21 protein-coding genes are annotated in these 21,902 nt (G+C 67.7%); 18 read left to right on the top strand and 3 right to left on the bottom strand.

What is annotated here, in order from left to right; translation table 11 throughout:
- Positions 1 to 4: 4 nt before the first annotated feature.
- Complete coding sequence (locus BQ2383_RS16650; protein WP_244176035.1) at positions 5 to 928, bottom strand: formate/nitrite transporter family protein; 924 nt, start codon at positions 926 to 928, stop codon at positions 5 to 7.
- Positions 929 to 1,184: 256 nt separating this feature from the next.
- Here BQ2383_RS16650 and BQ2383_RS16645 point away from each other — a divergent pair, with 256 nt between their 5' ends.
- Complete coding sequence (locus BQ2383_RS16645; RefSeq protein ID WP_091036481.1) at positions 1,185 to 2,423, top strand: NAD(P)/FAD-dependent oxidoreductase; 1,239 nt, start codon at positions 1,185 to 1,187, stop codon at positions 2,421 to 2,423.
- Between the two features lie 21 nt (positions 2,424 to 2,444).
- On the opposite strand, the gene BQ2383_RS16640 is transcribed toward BQ2383_RS16645, so the two are convergent.
- Entirely contained in the window at positions 2,445 to 2,765 is a 321-nt protein-coding gene (locus tag BQ2383_RS16640; RefSeq protein ID WP_091036479.1) for a hypothetical protein, read from the bottom strand.
- Positions 2,766 to 2,869: 104 nt separating this feature from the next.
- Between BQ2383_RS16640 and BQ2383_RS16635 the strand changes: the two genes are divergently transcribed.
- The 11 genes from BQ2383_RS16635 (at position 2,870) to aroQ (ending at position 14,200) form a co-directional block, all read left to right on the top strand.
- Entirely contained in the window at positions 2,870 to 4,258 is a 1,389-nt protein-coding gene (locus BQ2383_RS16635) for a replication-associated recombination protein A (RefSeq protein ID WP_091036477.1), read from the top strand.
- Positions 4,259 to 4,440: 182 nt separating this feature from the next.
- A complete protein-coding gene (rpsD, locus tag BQ2383_RS16630; protein WP_029263334.1) occupies positions 4,441 to 5,070 on the top strand; it encodes a 30S ribosomal protein S4 in 630 nt (209 codons plus the stop codon).
- A 125-nt stretch (positions 5,071 to 5,195) separates the two neighbouring features.
- The gene (locus BQ2383_RS16625; protein ID WP_029263335.1) at positions 5,196 to 5,384 is read left to right on the top strand and encodes a hypothetical protein; all 189 of its coding nucleotides are present in this window, start codon (positions 5,196 to 5,198) and stop codon (positions 5,382 to 5,384) included.
- Between the two features lie 55 nt (positions 5,385 to 5,439).
- A complete protein-coding gene (gene alaS, locus BQ2383_RS16620) occupies positions 5,440 to 8,100 on the top strand; it encodes an alanine--tRNA ligase (RefSeq protein WP_091036474.1) in 2,661 nt (886 codons plus the stop codon).
- On the top strand, positions 8,097 to 8,570 hold the full coding sequence (ruvX, locus tag BQ2383_RS16615; protein WP_091036472.1) for a Holliday junction resolvase RuvX: 474 nt from the start codon (positions 8,097 to 8,099) through the stop codon (positions 8,568 to 8,570). The genes alaS and ruvX overlap by 4 nt, the downstream gene beginning before the upstream one ends.
- A gap of 2 nt (positions 8,571 to 8,572) precedes the next feature.
- Positions 8,573 to 10,072 (top strand): endolytic transglycosylase MltG, encoded by a 1,500-nt coding sequence (gene mltG, locus BQ2383_RS16610; RefSeq protein ID WP_091036469.1) that lies wholly within the window; start codon positions 8,573 to 8,575, stop codon positions 10,070 to 10,072.
- A 4-nt stretch (positions 10,073 to 10,076) separates the two neighbouring features.
- Entirely contained in the window at positions 10,077 to 10,889 is an 813-nt protein-coding gene (locus BQ2383_RS16605; RefSeq protein WP_091036466.1) for a shikimate dehydrogenase family protein, read from the top strand.
- 60 nt (positions 10,890 to 10,949) lie between these two features.
- Complete coding sequence (gene aroC, locus BQ2383_RS16600) at positions 10,950 to 12,179, top strand: chorismate synthase (RefSeq protein WP_091036463.1); 1,230 nt, start codon at positions 10,950 to 10,952, stop codon at positions 12,177 to 12,179.
- Positions 12,163 to 12,684: a shikimate kinase gene (locus tag BQ2383_RS16595; protein ID WP_029263341.1), complete on the top strand. Its 522-nt coding sequence runs from the start codon at positions 12,163 to 12,165 to the stop codon at positions 12,682 to 12,684. The genes aroC and BQ2383_RS16595 overlap by 17 nt, the downstream gene beginning before the upstream one ends.
- Positions 12,681 to 13,769: a 3-dehydroquinate synthase gene (gene aroB / locus BQ2383_RS16590; protein WP_091036461.1), complete on the top strand. Its 1,089-nt coding sequence runs from the start codon at positions 12,681 to 12,683 to the stop codon at positions 13,767 to 13,769. The genes BQ2383_RS16595 and aroB overlap by 4 nt, the downstream gene beginning before the upstream one ends.
- Positions 13,766 to 14,200 carry a type II 3-dehydroquinate dehydratase gene (gene aroQ, locus BQ2383_RS16585; RefSeq protein WP_091036459.1) on the top strand — a complete coding sequence of 145 codons (435 nt, stop codon included), beginning with the start codon at positions 13,766 to 13,768 and terminating at the stop codon, positions 14,198 to 14,200. The genes aroB and aroQ overlap by 4 nt, the downstream gene beginning before the upstream one ends.
- Positions 14,201 to 14,213: 13 nt before the next feature.
- Here the strand turns inward: aroQ and BQ2383_RS16580 are convergent, their stop codons facing one another.
- Positions 14,214 to 14,525, bottom strand: coding sequence for a hypothetical protein (locus BQ2383_RS16580; RefSeq protein ID WP_091036456.1), 312 nt, complete (start codon positions 14,523 to 14,525; stop codon positions 14,214 to 14,216).
- A 266-nt stretch (positions 14,526 to 14,791) separates the two neighbouring features.
- Here BQ2383_RS16580 and efp point away from each other — a divergent pair, with 266 nt between their 5' ends.
- From efp to BQ2383_RS16550, 6 genes are all read left to right on the top strand, one after another.
- A complete protein-coding gene (gene efp, locus BQ2383_RS16575) occupies positions 14,792 to 15,352 on the top strand; it encodes an elongation factor P (protein ID WP_091036454.1) in 561 nt (186 codons plus the stop codon).
- A 3-nt stretch (positions 15,353 to 15,355) separates the two neighbouring features.
- Complete coding sequence (gene nusB / locus BQ2383_RS16570; protein ID WP_091036452.1) at positions 15,356 to 15,766, top strand: transcription antitermination factor NusB; 411 nt, start codon at positions 15,356 to 15,358, stop codon at positions 15,764 to 15,766.
- Between the two features lie 46 nt (positions 15,767 to 15,812).
- The gene (locus BQ2383_RS16565; protein ID WP_091036449.1) at positions 15,813 to 18,770 is read left to right on the top strand and encodes a DEAD/DEAH box helicase; all 2,958 of its coding nucleotides are present in this window, start codon (positions 15,813 to 15,815) and stop codon (positions 18,768 to 18,770) included.
- A gap of 182 nt (positions 18,771 to 18,952) precedes the next feature.
- On the top strand, positions 18,953 to 19,810 hold the full coding sequence (locus BQ2383_RS16560) for a hypothetical protein (RefSeq protein WP_140403375.1): 858 nt from the start codon (positions 18,953 to 18,955) through the stop codon (positions 19,808 to 19,810).
- The gene (locus BQ2383_RS16555; RefSeq protein WP_029263348.1) at positions 19,807 to 20,142 is read left to right on the top strand and encodes a hypothetical protein; all 336 of its coding nucleotides are present in this window, start codon (positions 19,807 to 19,809) and stop codon (positions 20,140 to 20,142) included. The genes BQ2383_RS16560 and BQ2383_RS16555 overlap by 4 nt, the downstream gene beginning before the upstream one ends.
- A gap of 147 nt (positions 20,143 to 20,289) precedes the next feature.
- Positions 20,290 to 21,867 carry a Rieske 2Fe-2S domain-containing protein gene (locus BQ2383_RS16550; RefSeq protein WP_091036446.1) on the top strand — a complete coding sequence of 526 codons (1,578 nt, stop codon included), beginning with the start codon at positions 20,290 to 20,292 and terminating at the stop codon, positions 21,865 to 21,867.
- Positions 21,868 to 21,902 lie beyond the last annotated feature (35 nt).

Genomic DNA, 21,902 nt, shown 5'->3' with positions numbered 1-21,902 from the left:
CCGGTCAGACCCGCGACGGCTCCCGCTCAGCCGCGCTGGTGTCGAGGCCCGCTGCCGGCTCGGCCGCTCCGGTCATCTCGACGACCGACACGCGCGACCGGCGCTCGGTTCGGCGCGCCCCGCGTGCGGCCCGCGCCTTCGGGCGGCCGTGCGTGTAGTAGATCGGCAGACCGACGAAGAGCAGTCCGCCGACGAGGTTCCCCACGACCGTCGGCAGCTCATTCCAGACGAGGTAGTCCCAGACGGTGAAGTCGGCGCCCATCAGGAGTCCGGAGGGGAACAGGAACATGTTCACGATCGAGTGCTCGAAGCCCATGTAGAAGAAGAGCATGATCGGCAGCCACATCGCGACGATCTTGCCGATCGTGCTGTCCGACACCATCGCGAGCACCACGCCGGTGGAGACCATCCAGTTGCACAGCACGCCGCGGATGAAGAGCGTCAGCATCCCGGCGGCACCGTGATCCGCGTACCCGACCGTGCGCCCGTGGCCGATCTCGCTGATCGCCTCGCCCACGGCGCTGGGTGCGGTCGAGAATCCGTAGGTGAAGTACACGGCCATGAGGATCGCGACGAGGAAGGCACCGCCGAAGTTGCCGAGGAAGACGAGACCCCAGTTGCGCATCAGTGCACCGAACGTGGCACCGGGGCGACGGTCGAGCACGGCGAGCGGTCCGAGCGTGAACACGCCGGTGAGCAGGTCGTAGCCGAGCAGATAGAGCATCACGAAACCGACCGGGAACAGGACGGCGCCCAGTAGCGGCTGACCCGTCTGCGTCGAGACCGTGACCGCGAAGGCGGCGGCGATGGTGAGGAGCGCGGCGCCCATGAACGCGCGGATCAGAGTGTCGCGGGTCGACAGCTGCAGCTTGTAGGCGCCGGCATCGACCATGCGTGTGGCGAGCTCGGCGGGCTTGATGTAGGACACAGGACCTCCACGGGGACGGGAGCACGGATGCTCGACTGACTCGAGCATGCGCGAGCCTCGTTTCCGGGGGCCGCACGTGAGGTTACGGCTGTGGAGCGAATCCCTCACTTCCCGTTCATCGCGGTGTGAGATGACTGTCGTTATGTATCCGTGATGCGATCGTTCGCGGCGCGAAACATCTCGCGTGACATCCGAGAAACACGGGCCGAATAGCGTCACGGGTACGGCACGATCGCCGCCGACAGGAGCCGTACCGATGAATCATCCACTCGCCACCGAGATCGTCGTCGTCGGTGCGGGGATGGCGGCCCAGCATTTCGTCGAACAGCTCGTGCAGCGGGCGGGCGATGACGTGCGGGTCACGGTGATCGGCGACGAGGGGCGCGCCCCGTACGACCGCACGCGGCTGCGGGAGCTGTTCCTCGGCGGTTCGGCTGACGACCTCCCGCTGCCGTTCGCGGCATTCGAGAATGACCGCGTCGAGTTGGTCCTCGACGATCGTGTGCTGCACATCGACCGTCGGGCGAAGACCGTCCGCACGCGCTCGCGTCGCCTGCATCGGTACGACACCCTGGTGCTCGCGACCGGGGCCTCCGCCGGTCGGGTGGCGGTGGAAGGTGCGGGGCTTCCCGGCTGCTTCTCGTATCGCACCGTCGAAGATGCGGAGGCGCTGCGTGACTTCGTGGGCGCACGCGCGTCGGAGCTCGAGCGGGATCTGCGCGGGGTGGTCGTCGGCGGCGGCCCCATCGGACTCGAGGCCTCCGGGGCGCTGCAGGCCATCGGGGTCGATGCCACGGTGGTGCAGTACGCGGATCGGCTGATGGAGGCGCAGCTCGACGGCACCGCCGGAAGCATCGTGAAGCGCCATCTGCAGGCTCGGGGGATCGCGGTGCGCACGGGGACACGCGTGACGCGGCTGGACCCTGACGAGTCCGGCGTCGTCACGGCGATCGAGTTCCAGGACGGCTCCTTCCAACGTGTCGACGTCGTCGTGTTCACGGTCGGGTTGCGAGCCCGCGACGAGCTCGCCCGCAATGCCGGGATCGCGGTTCATCCCTACGGAGGCATCGTCATCGACGACACCTGCCGGACCTCGGATCCATCGGTGTTGGCCATCGGCGAGGTCGCCAGTCTCGACGGACGCCGATTCGGTCTGGTCGCTCCGGCCCGCGACATGGCCGAAGTCGCAGTGGGGCGCGTTCTCGGACACGACGCGAGGTTCGCCGGGTTCGACGAATCCGCTGCCATCACCCTGGCCGGCGTCGATGTGGCGAGCTTCGGGGACGCGCTCGCTCGGACGCCGGACGCGGTCGACGTGCTCTACGCGGATCCCGTCGCCGGGGTCTACCGCAAGTTGGTTCTGGCGGGAGACGCACACACGCTGCTCGGGGGGATCCTGGTCGGCGACGCCTCGGCGTATCCGGCTCTGCACACCCTGGTCGGCGCCCGCCTCGAAGCGGACCCGTCGTCGTACGTGCTGCCGAACCGCGGCTAGCGAGGCCCGTCGCCCGGTGCGCTACTCGGCGGGGCTCTCGGAGGGGAGCGGTGCCGGGCTCTCCGACGGCGCGTCGGTGGGAACCGTCGTCGGTGCGTCGGTCGGCGCGGTCGTCGGCTCGACGGTGGGAGTCGGAGTCGGCTCCGGTGCGGTCACCTGCGCGTGCACGACCTGACTGCCGATCGCGGCGACGACGATGAGGCTGCCGACGATCGCGGCGATCGTGTTGTCGCGGACGCGGCGCCGGATCTGCCCGTCGTGCCACTGGGTGCGCGCGGTGTGCAGTCGTGCGCGCTCTGCAGCGGTGCGTGACTGTGCGTTCTTGGAACCGCGTGCGGCCATGCCCTGGATCTCCCGTTCCGACGCCGGTACGCAGCGTCGCCTGAGAGCCTACCGGGACGCGCCCGCTCGTCCGAAGTGTCGGGGGCCGCCGGTAGCCTGGAGGGATGACGTCCCCTGCCGCGCTGCTCTCCGGGCAGACGCCTCTCGCCGTGCGCATGCGCCCGATCTCGCTCGACGAGGTCGCGGGGCAGCGGCACCTGTTGCGTGCAGGGTCTCCCATCGTCGCCCTCGCCGATCCGGAGGCGACCTCGCCCGGAGCGGTCTCGATCATCCTCTGGGGGCCGCCGGGCACCGGAAAGACCACGCTTGCGCAGGCGATCGCGCGCTCGTCCGGGCGCCGCTTCGTCGAGCTGTCCGCCATCACCGCCGGCGTCAAAGACGTGCGCGAGGTGATGCAGGAGGCGATCACGCAGCGCGACCTCTACGGTCAGACCACGATCCTCTTCCTCGATGAGATCCACCGGTTCACGAAGGCGCAGCAAGACGCTCTGCTGCCCGGCGTCGAGAACGGGTGGGTGATCCTGATCGCCGCGACCACGGAGAACCCGTCGTTCTCCGTGATCTCTCCGCTGCTGTCGCGTTCCCTGCTGCTCACGCTGCAGCCGCTCACCGACGACGACATCGGCGTGCTCGTCGATCGCGCGGTCGTCGATGCGCGGGGTCTGAACGGCGCCGTCGCACTGAGCACCGAGGCGCGGGCCGCGCTGATCCGGCTCGCATCCGGAGACGCCAGGCGTGCGCTCACCGGTCTCGAGGCCGGCGCCGCCGTCGCTCTCTCGCACGCGTCCGCCGCGGAGAGTGATTCCGACGACGGTGAGGACAGTGAATCGGCCGCGGCAGACGGTGCAGCGACGGTGCCCGAGGTCTCCGCCGACGACGTCGCACAGGCCGTCGACAAGGCGCTGCTGCGCTACGACCGGCAGGGCGACGAGCACTACGACGTCATCAGTGCGTTCATCAAGTCGATCAGAGGGTCCGACCCCGATGCGGCCCTGCACTACCTCGCGCGCATGATCGAAGCGGGGGAGGACCCGCGGTTCATCGCCCGGCGCCTGGTGATCTCCGCGTCGGAAGACGTCGGTCTGGCCGACCCTCAGGGTCTCGTCATCGCGGTCGCCGCTGCCGACGCGGTGGCGTTCATCGGCATGCCGGAGGGACGCATCCCGCTTGCCGAGGCGACCGTGTACCTCGCCACCACCGCGAAATCGAACGCCGCCTATGTGGGAATCGATGCCGCGATCGCCGACATCCGCTCCGGCGGCTTCGGACGTGTGCCGCTGCACCTGCGCGACGCGCACTATCCCGGGGCCAAGCGTCTCGGCCACGGCCGCGGTTACGTGTACTCGCACGACAGCGAGTACGGCGTGGTGGCACAGCAGTACCTGCCGGACGAGCTCGACGGCAAGCACTACTACGAGCCGAAGAACCTGGGCGCCGAGCGCGACATCGGTTCGCGGCTCGAGCGCATCCGCCGCATCCTCGGCGACCGGTGATCCGCACGATCGGCCGCGGAGCCGCGATCTGTTAGACTTGAGCGGCTCGAAACCGTGTTTTCGGGCATCTCCTCGTTCACACCACACCTTGCTGGCGCCCCGGCGTGCGCTCCAAGGCAGAACGCGGACGATACGTCCGTGGGTCGTGAAAGTCGCGACCACGTCATCGGAAGGACAGCTTCGTGACCACGAAGTCCCAGGACCGCCGCAAGGTGCGTCTGAGCCGTGCCCTCGGCATCCCGCTCACCCCGAAGGCCGCCCGCTACCTCGAGAAGCGTCCCTACGCTCCGGGTGAGCACGGCCGCACCAAGCGCAAGGCAGACAGCGACTACGCCGTCCGTCTGCGTGAGAAGCAGCGTCTGCGCGAGCAGTACGGCATCCGCGAGAAGCAGATGCGCAACACGTTCAACGAGGCCCGTCGTCACGACGGTCTGACCGGTGAGAACCTGGTCGAGCTCCTCGAGATGCGTCTCGACGCACTCGTGGTGCGTTCGGGCTTCGCCCGCACCACCGCACAGGCTCGCCAGCTCGTCGTGCACCGTCACATCCTCGTCGACGGCCAGCTCGTCGACCGCCCGTCGTTCCGCGTGAAGCCGGGTCAGCTCATCCACGTCAAGCCCAAGAGCGAGGGCACCGAGCCCTTCCAGGTGGCAGCAGCCGGCGGTCACGCCGAGGTTCTGCCTCCCGTTCCCGGCTACCTCGAGGTCGAGCTCGACAAGCTCCAGTCGCGTCTGGTTCGTCGTCCGAAGCGTGCCGAGGTCCCCGTGACCTGTGAAGTGCAGCTCGTCGTCGAGTACTACGCAGCACGCTGAGCATCGCTCACGCTGCTCTCTGAGAGCAGCAGCGCAAGAGGCGTCGGGGTGACCCGACGCCTCTTGTCGTTTCGGCATACGATGGTGACACCGCGCCTTCGCGGATCAAGGGCAAGGATGACGACATGAAGAACGTGCAATGGTTCCTGGTCGGTGTGATCGGCGGCTTCGTCGCGGCTCACTTCATGAACAAGGACCCGCGCGGTCACGACATCCTCGCCGAGGTCGACGCCAGGATCAACGGTTTCACCGCACTCATCGGCGACGCCTACCGCGAGCAGGAGGCACGGCTCACGGAGCCGGGCGACAACTGAACCACCGCAGCAGCGCCACGGCGCGGCATCTTCACGCAAGGACACCCGGCACTCTATGAAAACTGCGGAGATCGCGCAGCGTTACCTCGACTTCTTCGAGAAGAACGACCACCTCATCGTCCCTTCGGCCTCGCTGGTCAGCGACGACCCTTCGCTGCTGTTCACGGTCGCCGGGATGGTGCCGATGATCCCGTATCTCACGGGTGTCGTCCCCGCCCCGCATCCTCGCATCGCCGATGTGCAGAAGTGCATCCGCACCAACGACATCGAAGAGGTCGGTCGCACCGCGCGTCACGGCACGTTCTTCCAGATGCTGGGCAACTGGTCGTTCGGCGACTACTTCAAAGAAGGCGCGATCCGCTACGCCTGGGAGCTGCTGACGAGCTCCGAGTCCGACGGCGGTCTCGGTTTCGACGAGAAGGACCTCTGGGTCACCGTCTACGAGACCGACGACGAGGCCGAGGCCATCTGGCGCGACATCATCGGATTGAAGCCCGAGCGCATCCAGCGACTGGGGCGTGCGGACAACTACTGGAACACCGGCCAGCCCGGTCCCGGCGGCCCCGACTCCGAGATCTTCTTCGATCGCGGTCCGGCATACGGCAAAGACGGCGGCCCGGCCGTCGACGACACGAGGTTCCTGGAGATCTGGAACCTCGTGTTCATGCAGGACTTCATCGAGAACATCCGTGGCAAGACCGAGTTCGACATCGTCGGCGAGCTGCCGATGAAGAACATCGACACCGGCATGGGACTCGAGCGCGTCGCCTTCCTCAAGCAGGGCGTCGAGAACATGTACGAGTCGGACCAGGTGCGTCCGGTGCTGGACCGCGCCATCGAACTCTCCGGACGCCGCTACGGCGTGCAGCACGAGGATGACGTGCGCTTCCGCGTCGTCGCCGACCACGTGCGTTCCTCGCTCATGCTGCTCTCCGACGGGGTTCGTCCGTCCAACGAGGGCCGCGGGTACATCCTCCGCCGCCTGATGCGCCGCACGGTTCGCTCCATGCGCCTCCTGGGCGTCGATGAGCCGGTGTTCCCGGAACTGTTCGCCGCATCGCGCGACGTGATGAAGACGACCTACCCGGAGCTCGAGAAGGACTGGTCAGTGCTCTCGGCCTCGGCCTTCGCCGAGGAGGAGACCTTCCGTCGCACGCTCGTCGCCGGTTCGACGATCCTCGACCTCGCTCTGGACGAGACCAAGAAGGGCGGAGGCAAGACCCTCAGTGGTCCCGAGGCCTTCCTGCTGCACGACACCTACGGCTTCCCGATCGATCTCACCCTCGAGGTTGCCGAAGAGGCCGGGCTCGAGGTCGACCGCACCGCATTCGACACGCTCATGCAGGAGCAGCGCCAGCGCGCCAAGGCTGACGCTCGCAATCGCAAGCGCCAGCTCGCCGACGTCTCGGTGTACCGCGACCTGCGCGCCCTGGGCGAGACCGGCTTCGACGGATACACAGCGCTCGAAGTCGAATCGCGTGTGATCGGGCTCCTCGTCGACGGGGTCCCGGTGCGCAGCGCCGCCGAGGGACAGATCGCCGAGGTCGTGCTCAGCGAGACCACCCTGTATGCGGAATCGGGCGGACAGGTCGCCGACAAGGGCACGATCGTCGGACCGGGCTACGAGCTCGAGGTCCTCGACGTGCAGAAGCCCGTTCCCGGTCTCATCAGCCACACCGTCGAGGTCGCCCGCGGAAGCGTCGCGGTCAATGACATCGCGACGACCGTCGTCGATGCCGCCAATCGCCGCGCGGCACGCCAGGCGCACTCCGCGACTCACCTCGTGCACGCCGCCCTCCGCGACACGCTCGGACCGACCGCGACGCAGGCGGGTTCGTTGAACCGTGCCGGCTACATGCGATTCGACTTCTCCTGGTCGCAGGCGCTCTCCGCCGACACCCGCAGCGAGATCGAGGAGATCACCAACCGCGCGGTGCAGGACGCCCTCGAGGTGACAACCCGCATCGTCTCCCTCGACGAGGCGAAGGAAGCCGGCGCCATGGCGCTGTTCGGCGAGAAGTACGGCGACGTCGTGCGCATGGTCGACATCGGCGGCCCCTGGTCGCGTGAGCTGTGCGCAGGCACGCACGTGGGCACGAGCGCCGAGATCGGTCTGGTCAGCCTCGTCGGAGAATCGTCCGTCGGTGCATCCAACCGTCGTATCGAGGCCCTCGTCGGCGCCGACGCCTTCCGCGAGCTTGCGGCGGAACGGGCGATCGTCTCGCAGCTCACCAGCTCGCTGAAGACGCCCCGCGAGCAGCTGCCCGAGCGCATCGCCGATCTCACGGCGAGCCTGAAGGCCGCCGAGAAGCGCATCGCGCAGTTCGAGTCCAAAGAGCGCGCGGGGCAGATCCCGGCGATCGTCGAGGCCGCGAAGCGCGTCGGCGCCTTCCGACTGGCAGCACTCAACCTCGGCGACGTGGCATCTGCCGATGATGTGCGCGACCTCGTCAACGGCGTGCGCGATCGGCTCGGCTCCGATGCCGCGGTCGTCGCTCTGGGGGCGGTCGTCAACGGTCGCCCGGTCGTGGTCGTGGCGACGAACGATGCTGCTCGATCCGCCGGCGCGAAGGCGGGAGCGCTCGCGAAGCGTGCCGCCGGGGTGCTCGGCGGCGGCGGCGGAGGACGCGACGATGTCGCACAGGGCGGCGGCGCGGATGCCGAGGCACTTCCCGCGGCCCTCGAGGCCATCTCGCAGGAGCTGCACGGCGCGTGAGCGGCTTCCGCCGCGGTGTGCGGCTCGGCATCGACGTGGGTCGGGCGAGAGTCGGTGTCGCCCGTTGCGACCCCGACGGCATGCTCGCCGTGCCGGTCGAGACGGTCCCTCGGGATGAGTCATCGATCGATCGCTTGATACAGCTCGCGGGGGAGTACGAGCCCCTGGAGTTCGTCGTCGGACTCCCGGTGAACATGCAGGGTGTCGACACGCCGTCGACCACCGATGCGCGGGAGTTCGCGGCCGCTCTCCAGCAGCGCAGCGGCATCGTCGTGCGACTGGTGGACGAGCGGCTGAGCACCGTGACCGCGCACGCCGCCCTGCGCAGTTCCGGGAGATCTCAGAAGAAGTCTCGTAGCATTGTGGATCAGGTCGCCGCCGTGGTGCTTCTGCAGCAGGCGATCGATATGGAGAAGAGCACCGGAAACCCGGCCGGTGCGGCCATCTCGCCTGACGAGGAGCACGCCTGACGATGTCCGAACGCGACAACGAAACGCCGCGGCATGACGCAGACTCCCGCCTGGGGGAGCTGTTCGAGAACCTTCCGGAGCCGACCACGCAGATTCCGACGGTCGACAACAGTGCGCCCGCTCCGGGGTCGCGTCGTGCGGCTCGTGAAGCCGCCTCGGGCGATGCCGCCGCCCCTTCGAACGGCGCATCGGGTGATCCCCTGCAGCCATCACCTGTCCCGGTCCGTGCTTCCGCCGACGAGGCGGTCGCCGCCAACGGCGAGTCGCCGTCGCCGATCCCGGTGCGCGACTCCGCCGATGCCGCCGACACGCCGACGCGAGCCGTTCCCGTGGTCGCATCGCCGGCGGCAGCCGCAGCGCCGGAGTCCGTGATCGGCGGGGGGCTCGACGATCTCTTCGCCCCGCATGACGATCACGTCGACGCCAAGCCGAAGAAGAAGCGTCGCAAGGGATGTCTGATCGCGCTGATCATCGTCCTCGCGATCGTCGGTGGACTCGCGGGAGCCGGTGTCTGGGTGGCGAACACCTACGGCGACCGCATCAGCGAGGCCATGGGCTGGGGCGCGCCGAAGGACTGGGAAGCGGGGCAGGCGACCGGCGAAGCCCTGGTCACGATCAAGGAAGGCGACACCGGCGGGCCGGTCTCGATCGCTCTCCACGAAGCGGGTGTCACGAAGACCGAGGATGTGTTCTACGACTATCTCGTCGACGAGGGCATCAACCCGACGTTCTACCCGGGTGTCTACCGCCTGCAGCAGAAGATGACGGCCGAGGCCGCTCTCGCCGCTCTCGAGGACGAGTCCAACAAGCTCGAGAACACGGTGTCGGTCGGGGAGGGCGCGACGATCGTCTCGTCGCTGCCGGCGATGGCCGAGACGCTCGGGCTTCCGCTCGCCGACTTCGAGGCCGCGGTAAAGGACCCGTCGCAGTACGGCGTCGACGCGCGGAGCCTTGAAGGCTGGCTGTTCCCGGCCGTGTACACCTTCGATCCTGCGGTCACCCCGACGCAGGTCATCCAGCGGATGGTCGACCGCACCCGCCAGGCGCTCGATGAGGCAGGAGTGCCGCCCGAAGACGCGCAGCGCGTGCTGACGATCGCCTCGATCATCCAGCGTGAAGGCCGACTGGACGACTTCGCTAAGGTGTCGCGAGTCATCCAGAACCGCCTGGACATCGACATGCTGCTGCAGATGGACTCGACCGCCCAGTACGGCTACGGATCGCTGCACGAGGGCGTCGTCTCGAGCTCCAAGGAAGCGCTCGAGAGCGACAACGAGTGGAACACCTATAAGCGCCAGGGGCTCCCCGCGACCCCGATCTCGAGCGCGAGCGACGCTGCCATCGATGCCGCCATGCATCCGGTGGACGGTCCCTGGCTGTACTTCGTCACGATCAATCTGGACACCGGAGAGACACAGTTCTCCGAGACCATGTCCGAGCACGAACAGGGGATCGAGAAGTGGCGCGCGTGGTGCCGGGACAACCCCGACGCGGGCTGCTGAGACGGTGACAGGTACCCGTCTGGCGGTCTGGGGCGACCCGATCGCGCACTCCAAGTCGCCGGACCTGCATGCCGCGGCGTACCGGGTGCTGGGCGTGGACTGGCAGTACGGACGCCGTCAGGTCACGGCACCCGCGTTCGCGGACGCCCTCGCGGAACTCGACGACTCCTGGCGTGGTCTCTCGCTGACCATGCCCTTGAAGGAGGAGGCGTTCCGCGCCGCGGCGACGAAGGATGCCCACGCTGAACTCACCGGTGCTGTCAACACCCTGCTGCTCGGGGACGCGCCCGCGGGGTTCAACACCGATGTCGGCGGGATCGTCGACGCGCTGGCCGAGGCCGGCGTGACTGAGGCGGGAACGGTCCGCATCCTCGGGGCCGGTGCCACGGCCGCCTCTGCCCTCGTAGCTGCGATGGAGCTGGGTGCGACCCGCGTGTTCGTGCACGCCCGACGACCCGAGCGGGCGGCCGGACTGGTGGCGCTCGGAGCGCACATCGGTGTCCTGGTGGAGACGCAGCCGCTCGATGCGAAGCCCTCGCGCGCCGATCTCACCATCGCGACTCTGCCCAGTGGGACCGCGCTTCCTGCCGACACCTCGACGGCATTGGCCGAGAGCGGGGGAGCGCTGTTCGATGCCGCCTACGCGCCGTGGCCTTCGGCTCTCGCGGCGGGTTGGGGCGACGGCGCCGTGATCTCCGGACTCGGCATGCTGCTGCACCAGGCCGTTCGTCAGATCCGCGTCTTCCATCACGGGGATCCCCGCACAGAGCTGCCGGATGAGGACTCGGTCGTCGCCGCGATGCGCGCCGCGCTCTGACCCGACGCGCAGGACGAAACGCGGCGCAGCGGGGGTCCGAACCCGTGGGAGACTGGAGCAATGCTCCGCGTGCTCACGGCCGGCGAATCCCACGGCCCAGAACTCATCGCCGTCATGGAGGGTCTGCCCTCCGGCGTCCCTGTCTCCTCCGAAGCCATCCAGGCCGATCTCGCCCGCCGCAAGCTGGGCTACGGCCGTGGCTCGCGAATGAAGTTCGAGCAGGACGAGCTGACCCTCTCGGGCGGCGTCCGTCACGGCAAGAGCCTGGGTAGCCCGATCGCCCTGCGCATCGGCAACACCGAGTGGCCGAAGTGGATCGAGGTCATGAACCCCGAGCCCGTCGAGCTCACCGACAAGTCCCGTGGGCGCAGCGCTCCGCTGACGCGCCCGCGCCCGGGGCATGCTGACCTCGTGGGCATGCAGAAGTACGACTTCGACGAGGCGCGTCCGATCCTCGAGCGTGCGAGTGCTCGAGAGACGGCCGCACGCGTCGCGCTCGGTGCCATCGCCCGTTCGTTCCTCGGCGAGCTCGGCATCCGTCTGGTCAGCCACACGCTCTCGATCGGTCCGGTGCAGGTTCCTCCGGGATCTGCTCTTCCGACTCCGGACGACGTGGATGCCCTGGACGCCGATCCGCTGCGTTGCTTCGACCCCGCGACCTCGGCGCTGATGGTCGCCGAGGTCGACGATGCGAAGAAGGACGGCGACACGCTCGGCGGCATCGTGGAGGTGCTGGCGTACGGCCTCCCGCCCGGGCTCGGCTCGCACGTGCACTGGGACCGGCGCCTGGACGCCCGTCTCGCCCAGGCACTGATGAGCATCCAGGCGATCAAGGGCGTCGAGGTGGGCGATGGATTCGAGACCACGCGCCGTCGTGGCTCGGCGGCGCACGACGAGCTGTTCGCGACCGCTGACGGCATCACGCGCGGCTCTGACCGCGCCGGCGGCACCGAGGGCGGTATGTCCACGGGAACCGTCCTGCGCGTGCGTGCCGGCATGAAGCCGATCGCCACGGTGCCGCACGCGCTGCGCACCATCGACATCGCGACCGGCGACGACGCGACCGCCCACCACCAGCGCTCCGACGTGTGCGCGGTTCCCGCTGCGGGTGTGGTCGCCGAGGCCATGGTCGCGGTCGAGTTGGCGAACGCCGTACTCGAGAAGTTCGGCGGCGACAGCATCCGTGAGACGCGGCGCAACCTCGACGGGTACCTCGACGGCATCCCCGCGGAGCTGCGCACGACACCCGCGTCCGAGGCGGCGCTCATCGCGCATGACGAGCGAGGCTGACCCGCTGACGCTGGTGCTGGTCGGCCCGATGGCCGCCGGCAAGACCAGCGTCGGTCGACGCGTCGCGCGTCGTCTGGGAGTCGCCTTCGTCGACACCGACAAGCGCATCGTCGCGACGCACGGCCCGATCCCTGCCATCTTCGCCGAGCACGGAGAGGCGCACTTCCGCGACCTCGAGCGGGCAGCGGTGGCGGAGGCGCTCTCCGAGGGCGGCGTGATCTCCCTCGGAGGCGGCGCGGTGACGCAGGCCGACACGCGCGATCTGCTCAAGGATCAACCGGTCGTCTTCCTGACGGTGAGCGTCGATGCGGTGGCCGATCGGCTGCGCGGCAGCAATCGCCCCCTGCTGGCGGGCGAGGAGGATCCGGTCGAGCGCTGGAAGAAGATCTTCGAGGAACGCCGGAGGTGGTACGCCGAGGTCGCCTCGACGACCTTCGACACCTCACGTCGTCCGATGCAGAGGATCGCGGACGACATCGTGACATGGAGGAGAGAGCAGCGATGAGCACGACGACCATCAGTGTCACCGGGAACGATGCCTACGACATCACGATCGGGCGGGGGATCCTCGAGCAGGTCTCCGCTGCCCTCGCGCCGGGTGTGCGCAAGGTCCTGGTCGTGCACCCGCCGACGCTCGCGGCGCGCGCGGCCGAGCTGCGGGACCGTCTGCTCGCCGACACGGCCGAAGGGCCGCGCGAAGTTCTGCTCGCCGAGATCCCGGACGCGGAGCAGGGCAAGCGCATCGAGGTCGCCGCATTCTGCTGGCAGGTCATGGGGCAGGCCGACTTCACCCGCAGCGACGCCGTCGTCGGCTACGGCGGCGGTGCAGTGACCGATCTCGCAGGTTTCGTCGCGGCGACCTGGCTGCGCGGTGTGCAGCTGGTCCAGGTGCCCACCACCGTTCTCGGGCTGGTCGACGCCGCGGTCGGCGGAAAGACCGGCGTGAACACCGCCGAGGGCAAGAACCTCGTCGGCGCCTTCTGGGCCCCCAGCGCCGTGATCGGTGACCTCGACGAGCTCGCCAGCCTGAGCCCGAACGAGGCGACCGCAGGGTTCGCCGAGGTGGTCAAGGCCGGGTTCATCTGGGCACCGGAGATCCTCGACATCATCGAGTCCGATCCCGTTCGCGCGGTGGACACGACGACGGACGAGTTCCGTCGTGCGATCGAACTGGCGATCGCCATGAAGGCCGAGGTGGTCTCCGACGACTTCCGCGAAGCGGGGCTCCGCGAGATCCTCAACTACGGACACACCCTCGGGCACGCGATCGAGCACGCCGAGCGGTATCGCTGGCGGCATGGCGCGGCGGTCTCGGTGGGGATGCTGTACGCCGCGGAACTCTCACGCCTTGCCGGCCGGCTCTCGGATACCGCGGCTGAGCGCCACCGCACCATCCTGGAGTCCCTGGGTCTTCCCACCTCTTACCGGGCGGGCGCGTGGCCGCAACTGCTCGCCACGATGCAGCGCGACAAGAAGAGTCGCGGCGGGATGCTGCGGTTCATCCTGCTCGACGACATCGCCAAGCCCACCGTGCTGCAGGCCCCAGACGAGTCGCTGATGTTCGCCGCCTACCAGGAGGTGGGTGCGTGACCCGCCGCATCCTCCTGGTCAACGGCCCGAACCTGAACCTGCTGGGCACGCGCGAACCCGATGTCTACGGCACCGCCACGCTCGCCGACGTGGAGCGGATCACCGCTGCTGCCGCCGCCGAGTTCGACTTCGAGGTGCGCGCGGTGCAGAGCAACCACGAGGGCGTCCTGATCGACGCCATCCACGCCGCGGGCGAGGACTGCGCGGCCATCGTGATCAACCCCGGGGGGCTCACGCACACGTCCGTAGTGCTGCGGGACGCGCTGACCGGTGTCGCGCTGCCGTTCGCCGAGGTGCACATCTCCGATGTGTACGCCCGCGAAGAGTTCCGCCACCACTCTTACCTGCATGACGTCGCAGTGGTGCGCGTCATCGGCCGCGGCGTCGACGGCTACGCTGACGCCGTGCGCGAACTGGTCACGCACCTCTGATCGAAGCGAGTCCTCAGCGCGTCAGCGGGATCCACACGATCATCACGCAGATCACCATGCCGATGAGGGCGATCAGCGCCATGCCGAGGAAGCAGCCTGCCAACGCGTGCAGCCGGGGTGGCCCTTCGCGTATCGTCCAACGGATCACCAGCATCGCGAGCAGAAGACCGACCACGAGCGTCGCGGTCACGATTGCCACGGATTCCGCGGGGCCGCCGTCCACCGCAATGGCCACCAGGGGCACGAGACTCATGACGGCGAACAGCGCGGCGACGACGAGCCAGATGGCTCCGGAGGACGACCGCAGCGCGGGCTGACTGGTCACCAGGGTCGGATCGAGTCCTCCATCAGGACGTCCGCTCCGCCTGCGCGCTGCTCTTCCGGACATGAGCGTCCCTCTCTTCCGCCTCCAGGTTGAGCGCCGAAAACCCCCGACGTCAACGGGGTGTGCCAGGCGGTGCTGCGGGCCTATGTTCTCGTGTGACGGGTCTCTTCGCGGCATGAGCCGTGCGGGGGTCCGGGCGCGCATCCCTTAGACTCGACTGTCGGCCTCGTCCGAACCCGCAGACACACGAACGGAACTCGCAGCGCATGGCATCTACCGCAGACATCAAGAACGGCGTCGTCCTCAGCATCGACGGGCAGCTCTGGAGCGTCATCGAGTTCCAGCACGTCAAGCCCGGCAAGGGTGGTGCGTTCGTGCGCACCAAGCTGAAGAACGTCGTGTCCGGCAAGGTCGTCGACCGCACGTACAACGCGGGCGCGAAGATCGAGATCGAGAACGTCGACCGCCGCGATTACACGTACCTGTACACCGATGGTGACGGCTACGTGTTCATGGACCAGACCGACTTCGACCAGATCACGGTCGGTGCGGCCACGGTGGGCGACGCGAAGAACTTCCTGCTCGAGAACCAGGCCGTGACCATTGCGCTGAACCACGGCAACCCGCTCTACATCGACCTTCCGGCATCCGTGATCCTCGAGATCACCTACACCGAGCCGGGTCTGCAGGGCGACCGCTCGTCGGCCGGCACCAAGCCCGCGACCCTCGAGACCGGCTACGAGATCCAGGTGCCGCTGTTCGTCGAGGCCGGCACCAAGGTCAAGGTCGACACCCGCACGGGTGACTACCTCGGCCGCGAGAAGTAAGGCGTGAGCGCCCGGACGAAGGCGCGCAAGCGCGCTCTCGACATCCTGTTCTCCGCCGATGTGCGCGGGGATGACATCGCCGTGACACTGGCAGCCGAGGCGAAGCGTGCGGCCAGCGAGCCTGCACGTGAAGCCTCCTGGCTCTATGCCCGTGAGGTCGTCGACGGCATCATCGACCAGCGCGACGAGATCGACGAGCAGATCACGACGCACAGTCGTGACTGGAAGCTCGAGCGGATGCCCGCGGTCGACCGCGCGCTGCTCCGCATCGCCGTGTGGGAGATCCTCTACAACGACGAGGTGCCGACGGCTGTCGCGATCGACGAGGCCGTGGAGCTCGCGAAGGAATTCTCGACCGACGACTCCGGCGCGTTCGTGCACGGCGTGCTCGCGCGGGTGGCCCGCTCCGCCTGACCGTCCGGCACGAGACACTGTCGGTGGTGTCGGAGAGGATGGGGGCATGTCCCTCGCGTCCGACCCGTCCCGCTCGGAGGGCTCGGCATCCGCGGACTGGCGGTCGATTCTCGGCGCTCCACGCGACGACGCCGAAACTCCACTCGCACTCGGTGTGGAACTGCGACTGCGCGACGGCCGAGGCGCGAACCCGTGGGCGTCCCGTCCCCAGCGCACGGCGACCGCACGCGATGTGGCGAAGCGCACCGGCGAGATCCTGCTCGGAATCCGACCGCTCGAGAAGAGTGCGTCCACCGGCGCCTGGGTACAGGGGACCGCATCGTGGGACGCGGTTCGCCGCTCGCCCACGCAGTACGGGCGCGACCGGTCGCGGTGGTTCGCCGATCTGCTCAGCATCGCGCGCGACACGCTCCTCTCCGGCACTGCGGGCGACTGGCTGGTGGCCGACCTGATCGAGTCCGGTCTGCTCTGGGGGCATCTGCGTGCGGGGGCTGACGTCGGCATCCCGCTGGTCGCCACCCAGAAGAGCACGACTGTCGTGCTCGCGGAGCGCGCATCGATCGGTGCGACCGTCGCACGCGAGGGCGGTGGCCTCGTCGTGCGCCCGGACATCACCATCGACGGCCGCGAGGTCGAACCGCTCGCCGTGCATCCGATCGGGCACAGTGGTCTGTACGAGGTCGCGCAGCGCGGCACGAAGCTCCGCGTGACGCTGGCTGAGGTGGCGATCAGCCGACCCGTCCACGCGCTGTTGGGTGCCGGCGAAGGCCTCGAGGTGCCGGCCCGCGACGAGGCGGCGTTCTTCCGCGATGCCTATCCGCTGCTGGCTCGCCGTATCGACGTGCGGCCGGTCGGTCGGGTCGAGCTGCCTCCTCTTCCCGCGCCCCGTGCCGTGCTGGAACTGTCCTTCCAGCGGGGCGACACCGTCAAGTATTCGTTCGAGTGGGACTACCGCGGGTTCGGACTCGTGCCTTTCACGCCGAGTTCCGATGCGGTGCGAGACGCCGTCGCCGAGAATGCCCTGAGGGATGCGCTGCAGGCCGTGTGGACGGAACGACTGGGGGAGGAGCTCGCGCCCACCGGGACTTTCCACGACATCGCGGCCGCCGAGTTCGTCACCCGAGTGGTGCCGGCGCTCGAGGCCGAGGGCGTCACCGTCACCGTCACCGGCCGCAGCAAGAGCTATCACGAGCTCACGGGCGAGCCCGAGATCACGGTGACCACGGTCGAGAGCACTGATCCCGACTGGTTCGATCTCGGTGTCCTGGTGAAGATCGACGGCCGGACCATCCCGTTCGGACCGCTCTTCACCGCACTCAGCAAGGGGAAGAAGAAGCTCCTCCTCTCCGACGGCGGCTATTTCTCTCTGAATCACCGGGCGCTGGACCGCCTCCGCGAGCTGATCGACGAGGCCGGCGACCTCGAGGAGTGGGAAGCCGGTCCGCGGATCAGCCGACACCAGACTGACCTGTGGGAGGAGTTCGAGGATCTCGCCGACGAGGCTCTTCCCGCCGTGACATGGCGGGCGACGGCCGACGGGCTGCGTCGGGCGAGCTCCGTACCGGCGGTCGCGGTGCCGCAAGGAATCACGGCCGAACTCCGCCCCTATCAGAAGGAGGGTCTGGACTGGCTCGCCTTCCTCTGGGCGCACCGCCTCGGCGGCATCCTCGCCGACGACATGGGCCTCGGCAAGACGCTGCAGCTGCTGGCGCTCATCATGCACGCGCGCGAAGCGGGGGAGCGGCGACCGTTCCTCGTCGTCGTGCCCACGTCTGTCCTCGCGACCTGGCGCGGCGAGGCCGCACGATTCGCGCCGGCGCTGCGCGTGCTGGTCCGGGCGAGCACACAGGGGCCACCGCTGGCATCCTCGCTGGCTGACATCGACCTCGTGATCACGACCTATGCCGTCGCACGGCTCGACGAAGACTCGTACGCCGGTGTCGAGTGGGCCGGACTCATCCTCGACGAAGCCCAGTTCGTGAAGAACCCCGAGACCAAGCTGCACCGCGCGGTCGCGACTTTCCCCGCCGACGTCACCTTCGCGGTCACCGGAACGCCGATGGAGAACAGCCTCAGCGAGCTGTGGGCACTGCTCAAGCTGACGGCTCCGGGCCTCTTCGCCTCTGCCCGGAAGTTCCGCGAGGACTACATCCAGCCGATCGAGCAGGGCAAGGTCCCCGAGAACGAGGAGGGCGGGGCCTATCGGCAGCGCCGGCTCGAACGGCTGCGCCGCCGCATCCGCCCACTCCTGCTGCGCCGCACGAAGGAGCTGGTAGCACCGGAGCTGCCGGCGAAACAGGAGCAGATCCTCGAGGTCGAGCTGAGTTCCTCCCACCGGGCGCTCTACGAGGTCGTTCTGCAGCGCGAGCGGCAGAAGGTGCTGGGACTGCTGGAAGACCTCGACCGCAACCGCTTCATCGTGTTCCGGTCTCTGACACTGATGCGCATACTCAGCCTGGCTCCCGGACTGATCGATCCCGAAGACGCGAAGATCGGATCCCGCAAGCTCGATGTTCTGCTCGAGCGCGTGATCGAGCTGCAGGCGGAGGGGCATCGGGCTCTGGTGTTCAGCCAGTTCACGTCGTTCCTCGACATGGCCGCGGCGCGCCTCGAAGCCGCAGGCATCCCGTATGCGCATCTCGACGGTTCGACGCGGCACCGCCAGAAGGTGGTCGAAGGCTTCACGTCGGGGGAGCAGCCGGTGTTCCTCATCAGCCTGAAGGCCGGCGGATTCGGACTCACCCTCACCGAGGCCGACTACGTGTTCCTGCTCGACCCATGGTGGAACCCGGCCGCCGAGGCGCAGGCCGTGGACCGCACGCACCGCATCGGTCAGGACAACCAGGTGTTCGTCTACCGCATGATCGCCACGGGCACGATCGAGGAGAAGGTGCTCGAACTCCAGCGTCGGAAGGCGCGTCTGTTCACGGCGGTGCTGGACGACGAGGCACTGTTCGCGCAGTCCCTCTCCGCCGAAGACATCCGCGGGCTGTTCGACGCCTGACCTGTCTCTCGCCGCGAGGTTCGAAGGAGGACGAGCGCGGGCACGTCGTTTGGACAGCTCAAGCCGGACGGGGTGGGTGGGGCGCATCTACGGGAAGTTCGGTGCGCAAGCAGTCGCAACCCGTACACAGCTAGCGTGTTACCGGTTAGCGGGGATCAAGTAGAGGAGGCTTGGAGATGCACATGAGAACGAACCGGACAGTAGGAATCATCATCGCGGGAGCGTTGGCTGCAACAATGGTGACGCCCACAGCGGCTCTCGCCGAGGAAGGTACGTCCTCATATGGTGAGGAGGATCAGGCAGTCGCAAGCGCTCTCGGCAACCTGGGTGAAGGTTTGCTCCAGCACCCCGTCGGCTCCCAGTCGCCAGCGCAGGACAATGCCAATCCTGTGATGAGCGACGGCTATCTGGACGTGATCATCCCGGCCAATGCCAGAGATGGCGTTTCCATGACCGTAGGGGAGTTCTCGCTCGGGATATCTCTCCCCAATGCAGCAACCTCAGCCCCCGCCAGCACGCTAGAGAACGGCGCCGTCGCGTTTGCCTCTGGCGGTGAGAGCTCCAACGCCGTCGTTCCGACGGAGGGAGGCGTACAGCTCCTCTCGGTCATCGAGAATGAACTGGCGTCCGAGTCTTACGCGTATGGCCTGTCGATTCCCGCAGGGCACAGGCTCGTGGCGACCGACGAAGGCGGGGCGCTGATCATTGACGCGCAAGGTGTGACCAAGGTGGTCTTTGAGCCGGCTTGGGCCCGCGACGCCAATGGCGAGGCAGTACCAACGCATTACATCGTCGAGGGAACGACCTTGACGCAGATCGTCAAGCATCAGGAGGTCAGCGACGTGGCGTACCCCGTCGTTGCCGATCCTCTCCCCCTGGTCGTCATCGTCGTGACGACGATTGCGATGATCGTCGTTGCCGCGGCGGTACTCGGTGTCGCCACGTGGATCGTTGTCAGCTGGTGGAACACGTGCCGGGCGATGGGGAAGTATCCCGAGCTGTCCACGAAGAATGGCTTCACTGCCAGGTGCGTACGATGACGAGCGCTGAAGGGGCGATCGGAATGCGCGGCTCGGCTTCGTCGATGGTTGGCTATTGCCTGGTCGTTCTCCATTCACTCCTCATCTCGGTCGGGATCGTGCTCGTTGGATGGATGCTATGCGCGGCCGTGGCGTTCGGCGGCGGGACGACGATCGCGATTCCATTTATCGCGACGTTTCGCGGCGCTGCCGGACGGGAATATGCTCCGGCCGTGACGATCACCGGATCCGTAGGCGCCACTGCTCTCCTGATAGTCGCATTGGCAGCGCTCATCACCTTGTTGGTCATCGGAGCGGCCCGCCTGCGATACCCCCACGGCTCCAACGCCTGAAGTGTGGCACGGCGGCCTCGCGCGGCGATGTGTCGGTGAGGCCGCCGCGGGTTCTTCGACGCCTGACCGGAATACTCACGGCGAGGTCGACCGGGCCCACAGGGAGCCCTCGGTACAATCGAACGGTTCACTTTCGGGAGGAATGCAATGCGGATCACGGGACTCGGCCACGCCGGGATGTTCATCGAGACCTTGGGCGGGAACATCATCTGCGACCCGGTCCTCGGGCCTTCTTTCTACGGATCCTGGTTCCCGTTCCCCGACAACCGAGGGCTCGACTGGGAGCGTTTCGGGCGTGAGGCCGACTTCCTCTGGATCTCGCACCGCCACCGCGACCACTTCGACCCGAAGCTGCTCGAGCGCTACATCCGCAAGGACATCGAGGTGCTTCTTCCGGAGTACCCGACCGATGACCTCGAGAAGGACATCCGCGCGCTCGGCTACACGAACATCACCTACGCACCCGCGGGTCGGGTCATCGAGCGCGGTGAGCTCAAGATGATGATCACACCGCTGCGCGCGCCCAGCGACGGTCCGATCGGCGACTCCTCCCTGAGCGTCGACGACGGTACCGGCTCGGTGCTCAACCAGAACGACTCGCACCCGCTCGACCTCGAGAAGCTGCTCGATTTCGGCAAGCCCGACGCGTACTTCACGCAGGTCTCCGGAGCTATCTGGTGGCCCATGGTCTACGACCTGCCGCTGGATGCCAAGCAGAACTTCGCTCGGCTCAAGCGCGAGGCGCAGAACAAGCGCGCCATGTACTACATCGAGAAGGTCGATGCCCCGCACGTCTTCCCGATGGCCGGCCCGCCCATGTTCCTCCGCGACGACCTGTTCGACTTCAACGGGCTCGGCAAGAACGGCGAGTCGATCTTCACGGATCAGAAGCAGTTCCTCGCGCACATGAAGGAGCTCGCGCCGCAGTACGACGGCCAGCTCTTCATCCCCGGCACCGTGGTCACGGTCGACGGGGGAGCGGTCACCAGCGAGCAGACTCTCTACACCGAGGCCGAGATCGCGCACATCTTCGATGAGAAGTGGGACTACCTCGAGGAGCAGCGCGCGAGCCGACAGCAGGAGATCCACGATGAGGAGGCCTCTCGCGCCGAGATCATCCCGCCCGCGGAGATGCTCGAAGCCATCAAGACGTGGTGGGAGCCGCTGCTGAAGAAGTCCCGCACGATCCGGCTCGGCGTCGGTGGCTGCGTGCGCTTCCGCATCGGCGAACTCGACATGGTCGTGGACTTCCCGCGCGCGAAGGTCCGCGAGTACGCGGGCGAGGAGTGCGTGTACTGGTACACCATCCCCGCCGATCTGGTGTCGACCAACATCGTCGACCACGAGATCGACTGGTCGAACTCGATCTTCCTCTCGATGCAGTTCTCCGTCGGCCGCAGCGGCAAGTTCAACGAGTTCCTCACCACGTTCCTCAAGTGCCTCTCGGTCGACCGCATCGAGTACGTCGAGAACTGGTACCAGGAGCAGACCGACCAGACCGAAGACACCGAGATCGGCGATTGGGTCGTTCAGCGTCGCTGCCCGCACCTGCGCGCAGACCTCACCCGCACCGGCACGGTCGACGAAGACGGCATCCTCACGTGCAGCATGCACGACTGGAAGTGGGATCTGAAGACCGGGCGATGCCTTTCCACCGCAGGTCACGCGATCCGTTCGTCGAAGATCGACGACGTCACCGACCCGGTGCTGCAAGAGGCCAGCTGACCCTCGGGAGCCTCATCGCTCCGATACACTGGCAT

The organism is Microbacterium oxydans (genome assembly GCF_900095745.1).
Taxonomy (GTDB): Bacteria; Actinomycetota; Actinomycetes; order Actinomycetales; family Microbacteriaceae; genus Microbacterium; species Microbacterium oxydans_B.
The sequence above is the reverse complement of the archived record's forward strand: the minus strand, read 5'-3'. Positions and strand labels throughout refer to the sequence as shown.

What these genes read in the sequence shown, in the direction of transcription:
- BQ2383_RS16645 (WP_091036481.1), top strand. Translation starts at nt 1,185, where the DNA reads ATGAATCATCCACTCGCCACCGAGATCGTCGTCGTCGGTGCGGGGATG.
- BQ2383_RS16640 (WP_091036479.1), bottom strand. Translation starts at nt 2,765, where the DNA reads ATGGCCGCACGCGGTTCCAAGAACGCACAGTCACGCACCGCTGCAGAG.
- BQ2383_RS16635 (WP_091036477.1), top strand. Translation starts at nt 2,870, where the DNA reads ATGACGTCCCCTGCCGCGCTGCTCTCCGGGCAGACGCCTCTCGCCGTG.
- BQ2383_RS16625 (WP_029263335.1), top strand. Translation starts at nt 5,196, where the DNA reads ATGAAGAACGTGCAATGGTTCCTGGTCGGTGTGATCGGCGGCTTCGTC.
- alaS (WP_091036474.1), top strand. Translation starts at nt 5,440, where the DNA reads ATGAAAACTGCGGAGATCGCGCAGCGTTACCTCGACTTCTTCGAGAAG.
- mltG (WP_091036469.1), top strand. Translation starts at nt 8,573, where the DNA reads ATGTCCGAACGCGACAACGAAACGCCGCGGCATGACGCAGACTCCCGC.
- aroC (WP_091036463.1), top strand. Translation starts at nt 10,950, where the DNA reads ATGCTCCGCGTGCTCACGGCCGGCGAATCCCACGGCCCAGAACTCATC.
- BQ2383_RS16595 (WP_029263341.1), top strand. Translation starts at nt 12,163, where the DNA reads ATGACGAGCGAGGCTGACCCGCTGACGCTGGTGCTGGTCGGCCCGATG.
- aroB (WP_091036461.1), top strand. Translation starts at nt 12,681, where the DNA reads ATGAGCACGACGACCATCAGTGTCACCGGGAACGATGCCTACGACATC.
- efp (WP_091036454.1), top strand. Translation starts at nt 14,792, where the DNA reads ATGGCATCTACCGCAGACATCAAGAACGGCGTCGTCCTCAGCATCGAC.
- BQ2383_RS16565 (WP_091036449.1), top strand. Translation starts at nt 15,813, where the DNA reads ATGTCCCTCGCGTCCGACCCGTCCCGCTCGGAGGGCTCGGCATCCGCG.
- BQ2383_RS16560 (WP_140403375.1), top strand. Translation starts at nt 18,953, where the DNA reads ATGAGAACGAACCGGACAGTAGGAATCATCATCGCGGGAGCGTTGGCT.
- BQ2383_RS16555 (WP_029263348.1), top strand. Translation starts at nt 19,807, where the DNA reads ATGACGAGCGCTGAAGGGGCGATCGGAATGCGCGGCTCGGCTTCGTCG.
- BQ2383_RS16550 (WP_091036446.1), top strand. Translation starts at nt 20,290, where the DNA reads ATGCGGATCACGGGACTCGGCCACGCCGGGATGTTCATCGAGACCTTG.